Annotated in this window: 14 protein-coding genes; 7 read left to right on the top strand and 7 right to left on the bottom strand. The window is 49.3% G+C overall.

Annotated features, from left to right (window positions below; all coding sequences use genetic code 11):
* Positions 1-51 precede the first annotated feature (51 nt).
* On the bottom strand, positions 52-2262 hold the full coding sequence (gene recQ, locus EL633_RS14045) for a DNA helicase RecQ (protein ID WP_218027487.1): 2211 nt from the start codon (positions 2260-2262) through the stop codon (positions 52-54).
* Positions 2263-2590: 328 nt separating this feature from the next.
* The gene (locus EL633_RS14040; RefSeq protein WP_126627779.1) at positions 2591-3553 is read right to left on the bottom strand and encodes a response regulator; all 963 of its coding nucleotides are present in this window, start codon (positions 3551-3553) and stop codon (positions 2591-2593) included.
* 540 nt (positions 3554-4093) lie between these two features.
* On the opposite strand from EL633_RS14040, the gene EL633_RS14035 reads away from it, so the two are divergent.
* The 4 genes from EL633_RS14035 (at position 4094) to EL633_RS14020 (ending at position 10685) form a co-directional block, all read left to right on the top strand.
* A complete protein-coding gene (locus tag EL633_RS14035; protein ID WP_126627778.1) occupies positions 4094-6520 on the top strand; it encodes a serine/threonine-protein kinase in 2427 nt (808 codons plus the stop codon).
* A 34-nt stretch (positions 6521-6554) separates the two neighbouring features.
* Positions 6555-8306 (top strand): substrate-binding and vWA domain-containing protein, encoded by a 1752-nt coding sequence (locus EL633_RS14030; protein WP_161982140.1) that lies wholly within the window; start codon positions 6555-6557, stop codon positions 8304-8306.
* A gap of 554 nt (positions 8307-8860) precedes the next feature.
* The gene (locus EL633_RS14025) at positions 8861-10096 is read left to right on the top strand and encodes a hypothetical protein (protein ID WP_126627776.1); all 1236 of its coding nucleotides are present in this window, start codon (positions 8861-8863) and stop codon (positions 10094-10096) included.
* Positions 10097-10124: 28 nt separating this feature from the next.
* Positions 10125-10685 carry a hypothetical protein gene (locus tag EL633_RS14020; protein ID WP_126627775.1) on the top strand — a complete coding sequence of 187 codons (561 nt, stop codon included), beginning with the start codon at positions 10125-10127 and terminating at the stop codon, positions 10683-10685.
* A gap of 102 nt (positions 10686-10787) precedes the next feature.
* Here EL633_RS14020 and EL633_RS14015 read toward each other — a convergent pair whose 3' ends face one another.
* Together EL633_RS14015 and EL633_RS14010 are read right to left on the bottom strand one after the other, a co-directional pair.
* A complete protein-coding gene (locus tag EL633_RS14015; protein WP_126627774.1) occupies positions 10788-12764 on the bottom strand; it encodes an acetoacetate--CoA ligase in 1977 nt (658 codons plus the stop codon).
* 169 nt (positions 12765-12933) lie between these two features.
* Positions 12934-13368 carry an SRPBCC family protein gene (locus tag EL633_RS14010; RefSeq protein ID WP_126627773.1) on the bottom strand — a complete coding sequence of 145 codons (435 nt, stop codon included), beginning with the start codon at positions 13366-13368 and terminating at the stop codon, positions 12934-12936.
* A gap of 217 nt (positions 13369-13585) precedes the next feature.
* On the opposite strand from EL633_RS14010, the gene EL633_RS14005 reads away from it, so the two are divergent.
* On the top strand, positions 13586-13996 hold the full coding sequence (locus EL633_RS14005) for a DUF983 domain-containing protein (protein ID WP_126627772.1): 411 nt from the start codon (positions 13586-13588) through the stop codon (positions 13994-13996).
* A gap of 99 nt (positions 13997-14095) precedes the next feature.
* The gene (locus tag EL633_RS14000; RefSeq protein ID WP_161982139.1) at positions 14096-14992 is read left to right on the top strand and encodes a SirB1 family protein; all 897 of its coding nucleotides are present in this window, start codon (positions 14096-14098) and stop codon (positions 14990-14992) included.
* A gap of 184 nt (positions 14993-15176) precedes the next feature.
* Here EL633_RS14000 and EL633_RS13995 read toward each other — a convergent pair whose 3' ends face one another.
* Entirely contained in the window at positions 15177-17033 is a 1857-nt protein-coding gene (locus EL633_RS13995; RefSeq protein ID WP_126627770.1) for a MutS family DNA mismatch repair protein, read from the bottom strand.
* Positions 17034-17290: 257 nt separating this feature from the next.
* Here EL633_RS13995 and EL633_RS13990 point away from each other — a divergent pair, with 257 nt between their 5' ends.
* Positions 17291-18064: a 3-hydroxyacyl-CoA dehydrogenase gene (locus EL633_RS13990; RefSeq protein WP_126627769.1), complete on the top strand. Its 774-nt coding sequence runs from the start codon at positions 17291-17293 to the stop codon at positions 18062-18064.
* Here EL633_RS13990 and EL633_RS13985 read toward each other — a convergent pair.
* Both EL633_RS13985 and EL633_RS13980 read right to left on the bottom strand, forming a co-directional pair.
* Positions 18036-19637, bottom strand: a complete 1602-nt coding sequence (locus EL633_RS13985; RefSeq protein WP_161982138.1) for a hypothetical protein — start codon at positions 19635-19637, stop codon at positions 18036-18038. The two genes, EL633_RS13990 and EL633_RS13985, sit on opposite strands and share 29 nt — an antisense overlap.
* Positions 19638-20174: a recombinase family protein gene (locus tag EL633_RS13980; RefSeq protein WP_126627767.1), complete on the bottom strand. Its 537-nt coding sequence runs from the start codon at positions 20172-20174 to the stop codon at positions 19638-19640.
* Positions 20175-20412 lie beyond the last annotated feature (238 nt).

Here is a 20412-nt window from a genome sequence, read left to right as displayed (position 1 = left end):
GGGTGAGATAAATTGCGCCTGAGCATAATTTATCTCACCCTCTACTACAAATTATGAGGTCACATCTTCTGTTTTGTTGGCTTGCAGGTGGGCACGTACCAGGCGAATATCATCGTAGGCATAGTCATCTCCCAGATATTCTTTGATTGGCTTGAGCTTTTCATCACCAACTGCATGGATCGCGGCAGCGATGGCCTGATACTTTTCATCTGGGACCAGACTGCTAACGTCGGTGATTTCGCCTACGGTGATGGCGGTAGAGAGATATTCAATCACCGTAGCGGGTGCGCGATCGCAGGCCTGAGCAATCTCACGGATACTAAATCCTTGCTGGGCCAGATTAGTAACGTTGCGGCGCGTAAGCACAGCGGAACGTGCATTGGCAGATTTGTTGAGGTCAGGCGGAGTCTGAGCATCCTTCACTTTTTCAGGATGCTGGACGGCGTAGGCTTTAATCTCATCGGTGAAGGGTTTATAGTAGGCCTTCAACTTTTGTTCGCCAACACCAGGGATCATCAAAAATTGGGACTGACTCATGGGAAGTTGTTGGACCATTGCACGCAAGGCACCATCCGAGAAGACAACATAGGGAGGTACGTTGCGTTCATCGGCCAGTTTCTTACAGACGGCACGTAGACGCTGCAATAACTGGCTGTCGGCGGCATCAAACGTGGCAACCTCCGCTGGCTTGACACGTGAAGGGGCGGCCTGACGACTGGTGGGTTGCGCCACCATCTTCTGATAGAATTCTGTTTCCCCTTTGAGTAATTTGACCGATTTGGCATTCAAACGGAACGTAGAATAGTTCTCATGACGATCTTCCGCTAAAAATCCCTCTTGCAGTAATGCCTGACCCAATAAGAACCATTCTTCACGGCTGTATTTTTTCCCATGACCATAGATGGGAAGGAGATTATGGCGGAAATCACGGATTTTTTGGGTGTTGGCCCCACGTAAGACATCTACAACATGGTACAGACCAAAGCGCTCACGGGTCTGATGGACCCCCGTCAGGAAGGTCCGGCCATCGTCACTACGATCCTCAAGCTGCGCGGTTTGCAGACAATTATCGCAATTGCCACAATTGGCTTCCGGAAACTCTTCGCTAAAATAACTAAGGAGAATACGACGACGGCACTCGGAACTCTCACTATATTTGAAAACCTGCTGCAACTGCTGCAGCGCAATTATCTGCTGCTGCTCATTCTCTTTTTGATTGATAAAGTACTGCGTACGTACACGGTCAGAGTAGCTGAAAAACATGATACACTCAGCTGGCTGGCCATCACGACCGGCACGACCGGATTCCTGATAATATCCTTCAAGGTTTTTTGGGAGATCATAGTGAATAACAGCACGCACGTCCGGCTTGGCAATACCCATACCAAAAGCGATGGTTGCCACCAGGACGGGTACATCATCGCGAATAAAGCGGTTCTGGTGATCAGTACGCACTTTGGGAGATAAACCGGCATGATAAGGAAGATTATCAATACCATCCTGCTCCAGTTCAGCACTGAGCTTCTCCACACCGGCGCGGCTCAAACAATAGATAATGACAGACTCACCCGCCTTACCACGCAAGAACTGGACCAGTTCGTCATACGAACCTTTGTGCTTTTTGCGCACTTCATAAGAGAGATTGGGGCGATTAAAGCTGGCCAGATGTACCATGGGTTCACGTAGCTTCAATTGAACCAGAATATCCTCGCGGACACGCTCGGTGGCCGTGGCGGTCAGTGCCAGTACTGGCATGTCAGGAAAACGGCTACGCACTGAACCGATCTGACGATATTCGGGCCGGAAATCATGACCCCATTCACTGACACAGTGGGCCTCATCAACCGCCAGCAAAGAAAGTCCTATGGTCTTATTGACATGTTCAAGAAAGGCCAGGAAACTGGGCTTGAGGAGACGTTCAGGGGCAACATAAAGTAATTTAATCTGACCACTCATGGCCGCCCGCTCACGCCGGGCCCCCTCCTCATAGGGTAACGTACTATTAACGAAGGTTGCCTCGATGCCATTGGCCTGCAAACGGCTCACTTGATCTTGCATCAAAGCAATAAGTGGAGAAACTACAATGGTCAAGCCCGGTAATAACAGGGCCGGCAACTGGTAAGTAAGTGATTTACCACCACCAGTTGGCATCAGGACCAGCATATCCTGCTGTGCTAAGACTGCTTCAACAATTTCTTTTTGCCCGGGGCGAAAACTATCATAGCCAAAATACTGCTTTAATGCTTGATCAACATGCAACAATTTTAATATGCTCCCTGATAAAACTAGTTTCTCTCTATCCACACCACATCGACATACGCTCGGCAAAGGGTGTTTTAACGTTTATTAACTCGACTTGAAACGTCTCTTTAGGTACATTCTCAGTGCACAATGTATAGTATCGCACAGTTGTCTATATACAATCAAAACGTTTTAAGGAGTTATTTACATCTTTTCTTGCATGGGCTCACCAGGTACACTATGCAATCGGAAAAGCGGGTCCCACAGATATGAAGTGAGGTAATGAGAGTGCCCACATTAACAGTATTCCGCTGACTGTGAAGAAAGTGGAAAAAAATGTTACTGTTTTTTAAATGCTGCTGTCCATGAGCCGGCCACCGGGTTCGTAGAGATGGACATGTTGCTGCTGGACAAGGAGGCGTAGGGCGTTCACGAGTTCTTCTCTGGTCATTTTAGAGAGCACTTTGAGCAACTCCACATTCCTCTGGCCATCAATAAACTGATAGAGGTGGCGCGCCCGTAGATCCGCAATGGGGTGAGGTTCAACATATTCAATACGTCTGGGGATAAAAAGCCGTAGGGCAAACATGGGATTGCTACCAATGGGGGTACTAGGATCGGTCTCGCGAACTGAACCAGAACTCTTTGGAGCCTGGGGTGGGAAAACGAATTGGGAGCCACGTGCATTGGAGGTGAGCGGAGTCCCCTGATCACGCTGATTATACCCGGCCTGCTTCTCCTGCGTAGAGAATATGGTATTAGCGGGTTGCTGTCCCGCGGCGCTGCCAATCGGCGCAAATGGTGGCTGCAGGTCAACCGGGCGATAAGGTCCAGTTGTCTGTCCGGTAACAGGAGGAGGCGTGTGCGGATCAATAGGTCTCTGAGAACCAGTCGTGCCGTTCGCTGGTGGCCGTATAGATGTGTTGGGTAAACGTGGGCTTTCAGTAATGATTTCACTGACCGCTTGAACCAGTTCATTGGCTTTGAAGGGCTTGGTTAAATAGGCATTTGCCCCCTGGCGCATAGCCCAGAAGCGGTCTGATGAAGCACTCTTTGAGCTAACCATGAGGACAGGCAGGGCTCGCCAGGCTTCCTGGGAACGTATATAGCGGCAGAGTTCAAAGCCATTCATACCAGGTAAGATCACATCCAGGATCAGGCACTGAGGGTTTTCTTGCGCTATCATGCGCAGTCCCTGTTTTCCGTCATTGGCAACTACCACCTGATAGCCCGAATTCTGCAAAGCCTGCCTCATAAACAAACATTGCGTAGCACTATCATCAATAATAAGTACCTTTGATGTAGTTACCATGGATGCACCCTCCTTTGTTCGCTATTTGCATCTTGCAACACAGCTTTGAAAAAGCAATCCTGAACGCCACATATATTGAATTGTATGAACCACAATCAATTGCGCTGGTAAATCATTGCATGCCCCCGAAAAGGTATGTGTACGCTTTCACATGGCAACAGATGTGAAAATAATAATGATGTACGTACATCAATGCAAATAGAATTAGAGAGTTACTATACAATCCTGGCTCAGTCCATAGTACCATTAAGAAGAGCATTTAAGCAACTATGTGACCCTGCCCCTACCAAAATGTACTCTTTATCAGCTAAGACATGTTTTGATCAGCTGACGTTTGATAACAGCAGCTATTTAGCGTCAATATACATTGAAGAAAGCAGAGAATTTGAACTTAAAATGCATTTAATGTTTATTTAACATAAAGATAATCTATTTGACCAATACTGTACTGAGAGAGATTTTGGCTTCCGAAAGGAGAGGGCTGGTAAATAATACGAAGCACGATAAGCTCACGCTCAATGACCAGACCAGCTAAAAAATATGGGTAATACAACTTCGCCACGTATCTGTAGCAATTGTGGAACGATAAATGCACCCGGTGATGAATTTTGTGCCAATTGTGGCTTTTCACTGGACGCTCAAACGGGTGCGGCAACCATACAAGGAGTACCGCCAACTATTGCGGCCACGCGGCGCGTTACGGGTGGACTCACCAATGGCATTTTGTTAGCAGGTCGCTATCGCGTCGTCAAACTGATTGGTAAGGGTGGCTTTGGGGCCGTCTATGAGGCGAGCGACACACATTTTCAAGGCAAGCATAGTGTCGCCATCAAAGAAATGAGCGATGCTCAACTCAGTCCGCAGGAAAAAGCCAGTGCGGTTCAAGATTTTCGTAATGAGGCTGATCTACTAATCAGATTAAAACATCCGAATCTGCCAAATGTCAGTGATTTCTTTGAAGAGGATAATAAAGTTTACCTGGTGATGGAATTCATTGAAGGCAAGACCCTGGAGGATATTCAGAGCGAAAAGAAAGGGCCACTGGATGAGCGCCTGGTGATGTCTTGGGCAGTGCAACTGTGTACAGTACTCAACTACCTGCATACACGACCACAGCCGATTATCTTCCGGGATATGAAGCCGTCTAATGTGATGCTGACCGATGAGGGCGAGATCAAATTGATTGATTTTGGTATTGCTCGCATCTTCAAGACGACGGCCAGTCGCGATACGACCCTGTTGGGATCACGCGGCTATGCTCCGGTTGAGCAACATGGCCGTGGACAAAGCGATACGCGCTCAGACATCTATGCGCTTGGCGCGACCCTCTTTGATCTTTTAACACACGAACTGCCAACAGACTCGATTACGCGCATGGTGAATCCTACGCTCTTTGTGCCACCCCGCCAGTTGAATCCTGCGCTTTCACCTGCAACGGAAAGCATTGTGCTCAAGGCGATGGAGATAAATGCACAGGATCGTTATCAGTCTGTGCGCGAGATGGCTCAGGCGATCATTGCCAGCGGGATTGCGACCGTCGATACCAGCGCCCTGTCGATCAGCGGTGCCATCGCCAATATGGCAACGGCCCCGACTACGACATCACAATCTCAGGCCAGCACAATAGCACCCCAACCAGCGCCACGGGTAAAACAACAACCACAGCAACAGCAGATGGCAACGCAGACCGTCAGTGCTCCTGGAAGCACAGCTCTGGCACCGTCGCGTATCTCGCGGCGGGCCGTCATCGCCGGTGGCGTGGTAGCACTCGGCGCGCTGGCAGTTGGTGGCACAACTATCCTGCTGAACAACCAGAAGAAATCAATTCCAGTAGCGGCACCAGTAACGCCTGGTGGCACGCTCATGATGAACTTCATCTATAGTACTGAAAAAGAAAGCTGGATGAAGAAGGCGATCAGTGATTTTAATGCCAGCAATCAAAAAGCCGGTAACAAAGTCATCCAGATCCAGGGGAGTTCACAGGGCTCGGTTGATGCCAAGGATCAGATTTTAAAGGGGAGCTTAAAGCCAGTAGCCTGGAGTCCGGCCAGTTTTCTGGAACTGAACCAGCTAAATACGGCCTGGAATACCCAGCATGGTCAGAATATTACCTATTCCAGTGGAGACTACATCGCCAAATCCCTGGTCTTTACCCCGATTGTCTTTGCAGTCTGGAAAGAGCGGGCCGCGCTACTCCTCAAGAAATATGGGAGCATCGATTGGCAAAGTATCCATAAAGCGATCCTCCTCAAAAGCTGGTCCGATATTGGAGGGCAGTCAGACTGGGGACAGGTCAAATTGGGACAGACCCGGCCTGATGAGTCGAATAGTGGCCTGCTGAGCATTACCTTGATGGCGTATGCCTTTTATAATACCCAGCGCGGTCTGACCACCAATCAGATTATCGATGGAAAATTCCAACAATTCTTCCAGGATATTGAAAGTGCGGTCCAGACCTTTGGACGTAGTAGTGGCACCTACCTCGTTAATGAGGTTATTGCCCGTGGACCAGCCTCTTATGACATTATTCCCATCTATGAAAATCTTATATTGGCCAATGAGGATGCAGCCAAGAAACAAGGACAGATATTGCAACCCATCTATCCTGATCTCAATATTCTCAGTGATCATCCTTTTGCCATCTTTAATGGAAGTTGGGTAAAGGATGAAGAGAAGCAGGCCGCACAGAAGTTTCGGGATTTCTTGCTATCCGATCAGCAGCAGCGTAACGCCTTACTCAGTGGTTTCCGACCCGCGGCTGGCAATATCGATATCATGGAACCAATAGAGGGCAACCCATTTAAAGCCCATGCGACTGATTTCACCATTCCTCCGGCAATTCAAAAACTGGCTCAACCACCCAGTGGTAATGTCATCAATGAATTATTGAATCAATGGACAAAACAATATGGAAGCGCTCCATCGGCGCTTTCCCAGTTGCCTCCTAATGTACGAAAGATTATGTAAAATGCGATTCGATCATACAAAAGGATCTCCTTTTATGAAGCGCACCCTGACAATTTTTTCCTGGTGTCTACTCTGTTTATGCGTGCTGGCAGCCTGTAATGAGCAGACGTCGAATCAACAACCCGCAAAGCCAGCATCTAGCCCACAGGCTGCTCCAGGCGTCAATTGCAGTGGCCAGAAGACCCAGAATCCTGTGACGTTGAATATGGCCTATAGCAGCGAGAAACAGACCTGGATGGATGCCGCAGTTGCCGATTTTAATAGTAAGAGTTTCACGGCCTGCGATGGTCCTATTACCATCAAAGCCACTCCCATGGGATCAGGCCAATCGATGCAACAAATTCTGGATGGCACCATTCAACCGGATATCTGGAGTCCGGCGGGCAATGTCTGGATTACCCTGATCAATTCCAAGTGGCGTGAGAAACATAGCGACAACCTGATCGCAACCGGCGCCAATGATACGCCATCTCTGGTCAGTAGTCCGGTGGTGATCGCGATGTGGAAACCACAGGCCGAGGCGTTAGGCTGGCCCAATAAGCCGATTGGCTGGTCCGACATCTCAAAATTAAGCACCAATCCTCAGGGCTGGCGTGCCTATGGGCATCCTGAATTTGGTGATTTCAAGTTTGGTCATACCCATCCAGGCTATTCTAACTCGGGTCTGGATGCCGTTATCGCCATGAATTATGCGGCCGTCAATAAGACACGCGCATTGACCTCAAACGATGTCACCAATGCCGGCACCAAAGAATTTGTGACCAACGTGGAGAGCTCGGTAATTCACTATGGGGATAGCACCGGCTTCTTTGCGGATAAGATGTTCAACAATGGACCAGGCTATCTGAGTGCGGCCGTGCTCTATGAAAATCTGGTGATTGAGGCCAATAGTGGACAAAAATATAAGAACCTGCCGTATCCCGTAGTAGCCATCTATCCCAAGGAAGGCACGTTCTATAGCGACCATCCATTTACAGTCCTGCAAACCCCGAATGTGACGGCGGCGAAGAAAGCAGCGGCACTGGCCTTCCGCAACTTCTTGCTTGATCCCGCCCAGCAACAAAAGGCGTTACAGGATGGCTTCCGACCGGCCAATTCTCAGGTTAAAATAGCCGCGCCGCTGGATAGCGCTCATGGCGTGGATATTAGCCAGCCTAAAACATTGCTGCAAGTGCCAAATGCGAATCTGATCAATCAGATCGAGGATAACTGGCAGACTCAACGCCGTCTGGTTGATGTATCATTGGTACTCGATCGCTCTGGCAGCATGAATGATCCCATCAATAATGTACGCAAGATTGATGGTGCGAAAGATGGGCTCAAAGAGTTCGTAAGTCTGGTAGGCGATCAAGATCAACTTGGTCTGACCCTCTTTAGCGATAATAGCGATGAAATCTCACCAATCTCGACACTCGGACCTAAACGTCAGGATCTGCTGAATCGCATCAGCGGTATCGAGGCCAATGGCTCGACCAAACTCTATGATACGATTGGGGACCAGGTTAAAAAGCTACAGAATATGCCTTCCAAACATATTAAAGCAATAGTAGTGCTGACCGATGGAGCCGACACGAGTAGCCAGCTTAAACAGGATCAACTGATCGAGCAGATCAAGGCGAAAGGTGAAAACGCGGGTAATAGCGTCAAGGTCTTTACCATTGCTTATGGTGATGATGCGAATGCCTCTATTCTCACGGATATCGCGACGGCCTCCGGTGGTAAAGAATATGCTGGTAATCCACAAAATATCAAAGAAGTCTATAACCAGATCAGCCAATTCTTCTAAAGGTGCGCTTCTTCTCCCACTGACCTTTTGTTCTAAATGAGTCATCCCAGATTTTTGAAAAATCTGAAAATGGGTTCCACTCTTCCAATGCGGGAGGTGCAGGAGGGCGGCTAGCCCTCCTGCCGGGGTGCGGGGCAGGCATGCTGGGGGCATGACGTCCCCGCTCGTTCTTTCTCCCTCTCGCGCCGCCTACGGCAGCGTGCAAAAAGAGAAAAAGGAGGGGTTGCGGGGACACCCCGCACCCCGGCAGGGAGGACCCTGCACCCCGGTTTTAAGAACTTTTTCAAAAGTTCGGGATGACTCATTCCAATCTGGCCCCAGATACCAAAGAGAAAATTTCAGTAGCTTTGAGCTGATTACGGGAGCTATAGCATGGTAAAAAATCATATGGTACTATAAAATACAAAAGGTTAAATAGATAACCACTTTTCCTGGTAAAAATGGCAGGAAGAGGCACTGCGATGTTGGAGTCACGACAACACATTTATACCTGTTGTCGAAATATCATGAGCTCATTTTTATTTTTTTACATCATCAGGATAGGGGTCTGCTTTATGGCTCAATCTAAGGTCCATTCAACGCAATCGACGAAAGCACACGCATTGACACCAGGCACCACGCTCACACAGGAACGCAAAATACGGCAGGTGAGCGCCTGGCTTTTGCTTTTCTTTTTACTACAAGGTGAACTGGGAGCGGTCTGGGATCGTGAATGGCATGCATATGTGGGACGCGATCAGTTCTGGACGCCTCCACATACATTGATTTATACCTGTGTCTCTGGGGCTGGACTACTGGCTCTAGCAATTGTGCTCTGGGAGACGCTCCGCTATCGTCGGCATGTTCCAGAGGTGGATGATACATCCACGGTTGCCATTTTCCGTTTCTTCCATGCTCCACTTGGCTTTAGTGTGCTTGGTTTTGGCGCCTTGCTTTCATTGATTTCTGCGCCACTGGACAACTATTGGCATGAGCTCTATGGCATTGATATCGCGCTCTGGGCTCCCTTCCATATGATGGGTGTTACCGGGGGCTTGATTGGTATGCTGGGAATGGTCTATGTCTTCGCATCTGAGGCGGCTATTCAGCGTGAGTCACCCACACAACCCAGACGCTACTTTGGTCTGACCGCACTTGAACTGGGCATCGTCCTGACGATGGGAAGCATCCTGAATTATGTGCTGACCGGCTTCCTGCAGTTTCCGATTGTGACGATTGGAACCGTCCATATCTCGACGTATCCTTTACCATTGGTGGCTGGCTGCCTGCTGTTTATGATAGCGGTGATTCGTAGTACACAAAAAGTAGGGACCGCTACCTTGCTCATTTTTATTCTGACCGTGCATACCATTGTGGTAGAACTTTTTGTGCCCTGGGCTATTCGCACAGCGGCCGATGTACAGGGTATTCCTTATCGCCTACCCGATCAGATACCATATTTTCGCCTGGATTATGCATTTCTGCCGATCGCCTTTTTATTGTCCGCAATCATCATTGATGTGCTGGCCTATCGCCACAAGCGCAAGACGGGCAGTCCCAACACTTCAATGCGCCAGACGGTTATTGTAGGAGCACTAGCCGCCCTGCCGATTGTGCTGTTGACTCCGCTGGTATTGCGTGAATACACAGCCTATGCTCCTGTTTTCCTACCCGAAAAAGGCATTCCTGTAGAACCAGGCCAGATGATTACGATTGTGATCGTTTCTGTACTTATCGCGATGGGTTGTGGCGCGCTGGGTGCGTGGTTGGGAGAAGATTTTGGCGATATCTGGCGCTGGAGTAAGCGTTAAGCAGCCAACAAGAGGCAAAGAGGTTTCTATGTACAAAGGATTACGTCTATTTGCGCTGCTCGGCATGTTCGGCTTCAGCATCTTACTCCTGACGACTGGGATCGCTCAGGCGGCTGATACACAGAATAGATTACAAGTGGCCCGTACGGATACCGTGTCGGCGGGTCCTTATATTATCGCGGTGAATCTCTCGAAAGATCCACCGTTTGTCGATGAGCAGTTTGATATCACGATCGTTCCACGGGATGCCTCGCTCAAGCTGAGTGGTAAAGTCATCATGCGGCCAGGACCGGGCACCAATGGTATCAACCTGCCAACCCAGTTAACACCTGTCGGAGATGGTAAAGGTAGCCTGAAGGCCAACGTGCATATTCCGGTCCAGGGGGCCTGGGATATCGTGACGCAGTTAAATGGTCCCAAGGGACCGGGCGAGGCCAAAATTCAGGTGGTGGTCGGCGCACCAGGAGCGATGCCTCCCTGGCTGGCCTGGCTGATTGGTGCCTCACCCCTGGTTTTCATCGCCTTCTGGATTATCCATCAGCATCGATATCGTCAAAGCCTGATCAAGCCCAAAACAACAACTGCTTAAGTACAAGCACAGTAAAGAGCCGGAACCGTTTTTGTTTAAACGGTCCTGGCTCTTTTTGTGTTCACGTTTCTCCGCGTAAGGGTCCAGATGCTTCAGACGGACTTATTTACGTTGTTGTTCAAATTCCAGGAAGTATTGGAATGATTGAGGATTGCTGAGGGCGTCCAGGCTGACAGCTTTTTCTAGGGGGATGCCCATTAGCAGTTTTTTGACGGGCACTTCTAGCTTTTTACCGCTCAGGGTGCGTGGAACTTCCGGAATGGTCAGAATTTCATCGGGAACGTGATGCGGCGAGACATGGGTGCGTAGCTCGCTTTTAATCCTGGCTTTTAGCGTATCATCCAGTTCTATACCGGGTCGCAGGACCACGAAGAGGGGCAGGTAATATCCGCCATGGGGACGCTCAACACCGACAATCAAACTATCCAGAACCTCGGGGAGTCCTTCGACGATGCGGTAGATTTCACTACTACCCATACGGATACCCATGCGGTTGATGGTGGAGTCTGAACGACCATAGATAACGGCACTACCACGCTCAGTGATACGGATCCAGTCTCCATGGCGCCAGATGCCAGGATAGGTCGCAAAGTAGCTTTCACGGTAGCGCTGCTGCTCTGGATCGTTCCAGAAGAAGAGCGGCATCGAGGGCATGGGAGCGGTGATGACAAGTTCGCCCATCTCGTCGATCACTGGCTGACCGGCCTCGTTAAAGGCCTGAACGTTAGCTCCCAGTGAGCGGCATTGTAGTTCGCCCGCGTAGACGGGAAGGATGATAGAACCACTCACAAAGGCCGAACAGACATCGGTACCACCACTGACTGAGGCCACCCAGAGATCCTCACGCACATGCTCGTGTATCCAATGGAAGCCTTCCGGTGGGAGTGGCGAACCGGTGGAGCCGATACCGCGTAGCCGACTCAGATCATAGTTTTGTCCTGGCTCGACACCCGCCTTCATACAGGATGTAATATAGCCGGCGCTGGTCCCAAAGAAGCTCATCTGGCTCTCCTGGGCAAACTTCCAGAGGGTCTCCATATTGGGATAACCGGGACTGCCATCGTAGATCAGGACCACGGCCTGTGCGAGCAAACCACCAACAAGAAGGTTCCACATCATCCAGCCAGTCGTGGTAAACCAGAAGAAGCGGTCGCCAGGCTTTAAATCAACATCCAGTATTAAGGATTTGAGATGCTCAAGTAGGATACCACCCTGCCCCTGGACAATCGCCTTGGGAAGTCCTGTGGTGCCCGATGAATAAAGAACCCAGAGAGGATGATCAAAGGGGACCTGCTCAAAACGTAGCTCGGCTGGCTCACGCAATAGTTCTGACCAGAGCACACCGTTATGGATGCCTTCAGTGGATGCATCGGCGTGCAAATAAGGTACGACGACGATCTTTTTCAGGGTTGGCAGCGCCTCTTGTAACTCTTTGATGACTGGTAGACGATCAAAGGTCTTGCCACCATATTGATAGCCGTCCACCGCGAATAGGACCGTGGGCTCGATCTGCTGAAAGCGCTCGGTGACGCTACTGATGCCAAAGTCGGGTGAACAACTGGACCAGGTGGCGCCAATGCTGGCACAGGCCAGAAATGCGACGATGGCCTGGGGGATGTTGGGGATATAGGCCACCACACGGTCCCCGGGCTGGACCCCCAGCGTACGTAAAGAATGGGCGAGCGCGCCTACCTGATCGGTCAGTTCTTGCCAGGAGATCTCGGTTAGCGGCTGGCGCTCCGATTGAAAAAGGATGGCGGGTCGATCACTGGTCGCGTTGCGAAATATGTGCTCGGCATAGTTGAGGCGCGCATCCGGAAACCAGTGGGCCCCCGGCATAGTGTGGTCAGTCAATACAGCGCTATATGGATGGGATGCCTTGATATCAAAATAGGACCACAGGGAGGCCCAGAAATCTTCTAGACGCTCGATGGACCAGCGCCAGAGCGCTTCACGGTCCTCAAAGTGCAGGCCGTGTTCCTGAGTCAGCCAATGTGTATACTGTGATATGTTGGCCTCACGAATCGCGGCTTCAGAAGGGGTCCAGAGAGGCTGATCTTCGCCAAATGGAGTATCCATTGTCATGCTGCCTTTCATCTCAAAACGGTGCAGTATGGAGCTCTGGTGAGCAGTGTTTGTGGTAGGAACTACGCCGTTCCTGCCATACCTATCCATAAGTATACCTTATATTGGTTTAATGGTGGGTGTATTGAGAACATATCGGTGCTACTACAGGAATAATGCACTTCTATTGGGTTTCGATGGCGGTTTTTAGCTGGTTGCTCTGGGACGCCAGTTGTTTTTTGACGATGGGGGTGACTAAGGGGCCGATAAAGCTGAGGGCACTTCCGGGTTCGGCTTCTCCAATGATGGTGAGGATGGTGCCACCGCTACTGGTGGGGGCGAAGGTCATGGTATTGGATAGCGGGAAGGGGCCTTTAATCATTTTAAAGGCGAACAGGCTGGTGGGCTGGTATTGGGTGACTTCGATGGTGGATTCAAATTCGCGACCCATAAAGACTGCGATCTGGGCGTAGGTGGCACCAACACACATATGTCCAGGTGAGAGCGCACGGATATCTTTCACGGGTAGCCAGGTCTTAACTTTGCACATGTCGGTGACATAGGCAAAAACATCCTCGATGGGTCGGGCAATGGTGATGCTTCTCTCTAACCGAATCATGATAGTGTTCCTCCTTTGGAAACAACAATGGCTGTAATCATCTCCCGCCTATTTTCAGCGACGTATACATCGAGCAGAAGAAGAGGTACGCCGACATGAGCGTGACTCAGCGTGGTACAATAGTATAAGTAAATATTCAACACACCTATCAATCAAACTACGAACGGCTACACCAATAGTTCTTATCTCCACCAGGAAAGTTACAGAGACGTAAAGCATGAATAGATTTTTCACATTATTATTACGAGGATTACTTCAGCGCTGTCCTGTCTGTGGACAGGGTAAGTTGTTTAGTGGCGTGTTTAAAATGAATGAGCGTTGTCCCGTCTGCCATTTTCGCTTTGAGCGTGAAGAGGGATATTATACCAGTTCAATGGCGATCAATCTGGTCGTGAGCGAGTTTATCGCGGCGGGTATTGTCTTGCCACTGGCGGCGATCCGAACGATTCCAGTACTACCAGTATTGTTGATTGGTGGGCCCTTTGTGGTGATTTTGCCACTGCTCTTTTTCCGCCCCAGTCGCGGCCTCTGGCTGGCGATGGATCACTATCTCAATCCGACAAGCGGCAACGATCTGCCAGATGAATCGCCGCTACTGCAACGCTCGCGTGGGGTACGCGACAAATAAGAGCGTAAGCATTTCGCGCTCGTGCTCCTACACACGAACGTGATAAATGACCCGATCAACTTGCGTATGCCTGGCATTTTATGGTTAAATGCCAGGAGCATGGCAGATAATTTTTCACGACAGACAGCACAACAACGAATATACCAGAAATTTGCGGACCTGGTAGGTGAGAATAAAAAAACGATCGACCTCGCACAAGCAGCGCTTCTGATTGCAAGTGTAGCTTATCCAGATTTAGATCCAGTTCCACCTTTTACTCAACTCGATGCGCTTGCGCAGCGGGTTCGTTTGCTTGTCGAACGTTCAAGGTCCGCACTGGCCGAAACTTCTCCTTCTGAACAGGATAATCCTCTCCTATTAATCGAGGCTTTGAATCAGGTATTGATCGAAGAAGAACATTTTCATGGCAATGAACACGATTATTATAATCCTGATAATAGCTTCCTGAATAAAGTATTAGAGGAGCGCACAGGACTCCCGATCACACTCTCTTTAGTCTATATAGAGGTTGGCAAACGGGCGGGTATCGAGCTTGAAGGGATTGGTTTCCCATATCACTTTATGGTGCGCTACCGCTGGTCCGGGGGCAGTATCTATATTGATCCCTTTGCCAATGGACTCTTGCTCAATGAAGAGGAATGCCTGAAACGTATCCAGCAGATCACCCATCATCATAACGCGATCAATCCACGCTGGCTAGAGGCGCTACCTCCACAAAAAATACTGATTCGGATCTTGAATAATCTGAAGAGTATTTATATTCGTAAAGATGATTTTGAGCACGCCCTGGCGATCAGTGATCTCTTGCTCCTGCTCCTACCTGAGGCAGGTGTAGAACAACGGGATCGCGGTTTCCTGCACCTGGAACTCAAGCATTATGGACGAGCGATGCACGACCTGAGTGATTATCTGGTAACACATCCGCAGGCCAGGGATCGCTATGAGATTCGCAACCACATCAAACAGATCCGGCAGGTTATTGCTCAATTGAATTAGCCTCTCAGCGTAACGGCAGGGCTTGTCCCTGCTCCTGTAACACGTACGACCAGGCACAAACCTAAGGCTAACATGTTTCGCCATGCTCGCCTCACGACGAGCACGTGTCTCAGGGACAGGTCGTACGTGAACTGGGGCAGGGACAAGCCCTGCCGTTACGCGTGGGAGGCGGGTCGAACCTACCTTAGCCGTCGATGGGGAGACCTTCCATGGCCATGATTTTGAGGGCGTTGGTGGTGGGACATGGACCTTCACGCAGGATATAGTCGAAGGCCATCTGTCCGTCGATGACTTCTTCGCGGAAATGTTCATTTTTGACCTGGGGTACGCTCTCGGCGAGATTGACCAGTTCCAGGTCGTGGGTTGAGATGAGTCCAACGCAGTTGTGGCCGACCAGCGATTTCACGAAGGAGCGGCTACCAATCAAGCGTTCACGATTATTGGTTCCCTTGAAGATCTCATCCACCAGGAAGAATAGGGGTAGTTGGCCCGGCTCTTTGAGCGCATCTAACAGGGCATGCAGGCGACGTACTTCGGCGTAGAAATACGAATAGCCATCGGTGACTGAGTCGGTGACACGAATACAGGTGAAGAGACGGAAAAGCGTGGACTCAAAGGAGTCGGCGCAGACAGGTCCACCAGCATACGCGAGACAGAGATTGACGCCCAGGGTACGTAGGAAGGTGCTCTTACCAGCCATATTAGAGCCAGTGATGATTACGACTTCTCCCAGTTCATCCATGGTAAAACTGTTGGTAACCTTTTTATCGACCGCGATCAACGGATGTCCGAGTTTCTCTACCGCGAACGGTGGACGACCGGCAGCCTGGAGTTGGTCGGCAGCCTCGATAGTGGGTAGGATATACTCGGGATTGAGATAGGCGAAGGCCGCCAGTGAGGAGATGGCCTCCAGTTCGTACCAGGTGTCGAGCCAGATTGGCAGGCGAGCACGGAGCTGAGCTTTATAATGCAGCAATTGGCGGGCACAGTACAGGTCCCAGGGGACAAAGGCGTTGACGACCAGCCACAGGATACCATTGTTCTTGAGTGTCGAGGCCGCAGCCACACGAGCGGTTCCCCTTAAGACTTCGGATGGTCCAGTCTCACGTTTATCCTGGAAAGGCTGACAGAGCGCTTTCAGCCGGGGATGTGATCCATAGGGATACTTCTCCAGATAAGAGAAGATCAGGCTGAGTGTACCAAAACCATAACGTAGATACGAGGAGTCCTCGAAAATATCGCCGCGTTGATTGGCGGTGGCGAAGAAGAGAATCACACTGGCACCCAGTGCATATTGCCAGAACATCGGGATCAAGCCAATGAGAAAGAGGACCAGCAGCACCACAGTCAATATGTTAAGTCCAGCCGAGATCCAGAATAACGTATTTAGTGAGGAGGAGGAGCTTGAGGGCTGCTCAAGCCATTGTAACAGGCGTTTGCCCTCTAACTGGTCAAACTTCCCACGGGAAGCCAGTAAAGAATTGAGCGTGAGGCGATCCCGAAAACGTGTCAGTGGTGTTAACTCACGCACCAGTGCCTGCCGCTCCTGAATGGTGGAGAGATCGGGTGAGGTCTGGAGCAACCAGTCGCGCAGGCGTAACATCCCCTCACGCGAAACACCGGTATTCACCAGACGATGAATCGAGCGCTGGCCCGTAATATCAATGTCCACCTCAAAAGGATGACCCTCAATCGGGGGTTCAGAGAAGACCGCCGGGATACGCTCCCAGTCCAGGCGCATACGAGCGATATGCGCGGTCTTGATGTGTAGCCAGAGAGTATAGCGAGCAATACTTTGATCGATCAAGCCATGGAAGTGGGCCACCACCCCAAATAAGATCATTGAGACCACAAGGACCGGGATGGCCAGCCACCATAAAGATGCGATCAACAGCACAACGGTCAACGCGATCCCCACGAAGAAAATGGCGACCCGCGACCATGAATACACATTACTGCGGGGTGTCTGAGCATCTATGCGACGTTGCAGGCGGGCAATCTGCGCCTCAAGCAACTTGATACGTTCTTGTTTCTTATCCACTCTATTGTCTATCCTTTAATGGTCCAACAACTGGTTACATAGCAGTCTAACACTTCCCCCTATCATCGACAAGAGAACAGGTGGGCACGACTTGTAAGCAACACTTGCCACGAGGTATCATGAAACCAGAGAAGGCTGCGAAATCAAAAAGGGCGTCTCTATCCATATTATAATTGAAAACACGCCCATTAGCTTTCATTCAGGACCAGCTAACACCTGCTCTATTTATTCTATTCAACGAAGAAAGGGAATACCAGATGCATCTTCAGGATAAAACATTTTTTGTGACCGGCGGGGCCTCCGGATTGGGGGCGGCCTGCGTACGTCTATTGACGGCTTCAGGTGCCAGGGCAATCATCGCGGATCTTAACAACGAGACAGGGTCAAAATTAGCTCAGGAGCTTCCTGAGAAGGCCTTCTTTGTGTCAACTAATGTCACGGACGAACAGAGCGTGCAAAGCGCTTTAACAAAAGCCGTAGAGCTTTCTGGAGCGCTTCACGGTGTTATTAACTGCGCCGGTATCGGTTCTGCGGAAAAAGTGATCGGGAAACAGGGACCTGCAAGCCTGGAAAGTTTTACCCGTGTCATCAATATTAATCTGATCGGCACCTTTAATGTGATTCGGCTGGCCGCCATGACTATGAGCAATAATCAGCCGGAGGAGAATGGTGAGCGCGGTGTCATCATCAATACAGCGTCGATCGCGGCCTTTGATGGACAGATCGGGCAGGCCGCCTATTCAGCCTCCAAGGGAGGAATTGTTGGAATGACACTGCCGATTGCGCGCGAGTTTGCCCGCTATGGTATCCGCGTCATGACGATTGCTCCCGGCCTCTTCGATACCCCCCTGCTAGCCGGACTCCCAGAACAAGCCAGGATCTCACTGGGCCAGCAGGTGCCCTTCCCATCTCGCCTGGGACGCCCTGAAGAGTATGCGGCCCTCGCCAAACATATCATCGAGAATGAAATGCTCAACGGCGAGGTTATCCGCCTGGATGGTGCTATCCGTCTAGATTGGAACCGTCGTTAAGAAAATCACTGTAACTAATTTTATCTGAAGCAAGCCACCAATACGCAGTAAGCTCACCTCTTAGAGTGCTTTTTGCAAGCGTATTGGTGATTTCTTGCACCTGCTCTTTTTCCTGAGGTGTGCTTACCAGGTCCGCCACGGACTCTAAATCCTCATAGGTCACAGTTCGGTGGTATATGTTAACGAGTGCTCGTCCTTGACGGGGCAAAGCGCGGCGCGTGCTATATAATTTTGCTCTATCGTATATCCTATACCAGGAAAAACGCGGGAATGCTTTCATCAACTCTATCTGTGAAGCGGTAGGATATAGAGAACGCAATAAATTATCTTCTTCAGGAGTCCATGCGTCATTCGTGTTTGGCATAGCTCCTCTCCAGATGAGCGCGACATCTGGACTAGTAGCGATCCCATTTTCCCATATAATGTTCAGGAGAAACAGATGGGGAGATATGATATTTAGCTTAATTTCCTTAATGACTTTTCGTATCATTTTCTTTTGATATTCACTATCAAGTTTTCTATAATCCGTAGGCAAATGCGACAATATATAATAGAAATTAGGAATGACCGTCTCAGGGTCTTCCTTTTCATTCTGTGCTTTTTGTTTTTTTAAAATATTTTTCAGGGCGATTTCCGCACCTACCAATTGGTCTATATAACGGGCTTCCGTTTGCTTACTTAAAGGGCGGGCAGGGTTCGTAAGCAAATTATCCAAATGTTCGATATGTGCTTCCGCTCTTCCTATCTGTTCATTGAACAGCCGCACTTCGTCTACCAAATCCGTTTTCTGGTTTTCCCATAACACCCTTATTCTTTCACTCATTTCACTATCGCATCGAACAAGGTCGCATAAACGGTTCAGGACAATATCATCTAATTCCGCACAAGATACTGCCCATATTGATTTAGTTTTAATAATCCCAACTCTATTACTACCATACAATTCTGCACCTTGATCGCAGGCATAACGGCTTTTTATATTTTTATTTTCTTGATTATCAATGGAGAAGCTTACGGCCCCATTGTCACTTTTTAAGAAGCCATGTAGAATAGCTTCCGACTCCCATTTTTTGGTGTGGTTACGCGCACGCCTACTGTTTTTCCTGAAGCCAAAGGGAGTTCCATCAGGATAATGCCCGGTAATGGCAGCATAGCACGGGGTAAGCAAATCCATTGGAACTGCAGCCTCAAATGCTCCTGCCAAAAGGATTTCATTTCCCAGTTCATCCTTACCGATTTTGGCGTATCCTCCCAACGTCAAGTTACTCATGTAATGCTTAACAGAATCAAGGCTTGAGAATGTGTATCCAGTTTGCGTTTTCGACATAACGGTGAGGAAGTTATACCGTTGTAAATCCTCTGCCGAAGGATACGGGAAAAGATGGGGAAGCGTCTCAATGAAATGGGCAAGATATGCCAGGGAAAAATCACTAGTGATGAATTGCTTGAAAAGCTCCAGGGACATATCAAGCCACGAGCGATAGATAATCGGGCGCTGCTCGCCTTTACATGCTGTACGATCAATCACGTAAGGGGCAGGCAAATGGCCACCACCATAAAGGCCTCGCTGCACTTACTGCTGGCGCGTTTCAGTCAGGTAAAGGATCTGCGTGGACAGATAATTATACGCATCCTGCATCTCTTTCCTAAATGCCTGTACATCCTTTTTTATCACGAAATCATATACTGTATTCCCTGGCACAATCACTTTTAATTTTTTCTTCTCAGCCAGGTCGATGAACATACTGACATTGCGGAAATGTTCATCACGGAAGAGGCGGTCAGCGCGAGCAATAACCAAACTGCCCACCAGATCATTAGCGATATCGATGTATAATTCAGACAACTTCGGACGTTCATCATAGCCTTTCGTACCACTTATACCTGCCCCTTCATCATAAAGTAGGATATTGGAATTATCCTCATCCCCGCGTATCTCTATGGCGACACTCACCATCATTTCCTGCCTTAAACGGCCTTCATAATGGTTTTTGTCGGATTTCTTTCGGGATTGCCGGATAAGAACGCCGGTCTTTCGTTTGAGATCAACGCTAATACCTGCTAAATCGTATTTTGTTCCCTGAGCAGTATGTAGGATTTTAATAGCCACGTCTCTCGCCTCACTTACTATCCCCAATATATTGATTTAACCCTAATTCATTAGAAGTAATATGATATATAGACTATATTACTTTATGAAAATTGATAATATTATATATTATATTATACAAATCATTACAAGTATTGGCATCATAGCGGTTTGAACGGCATACTAGAGATATAATTTGTTTTTATTAGAAGTTTAACCTATGGGACTGGAAGGATGCTAAGTTAAGCTTGGACGGGCG

Origin of the sequence: Dictyobacter alpinus (genome assembly GCF_003967575.1) — a bacterium.
In the GTDB taxonomy this organism is placed as follows: domain Bacteria; phylum Chloroflexota; class Ktedonobacteria; order Ktedonobacterales; family Ktedonobacteraceae; genus Dictyobacter; species Dictyobacter alpinus.
This window is presented reverse-complemented; position numbering and strand designations above follow the sequence as displayed.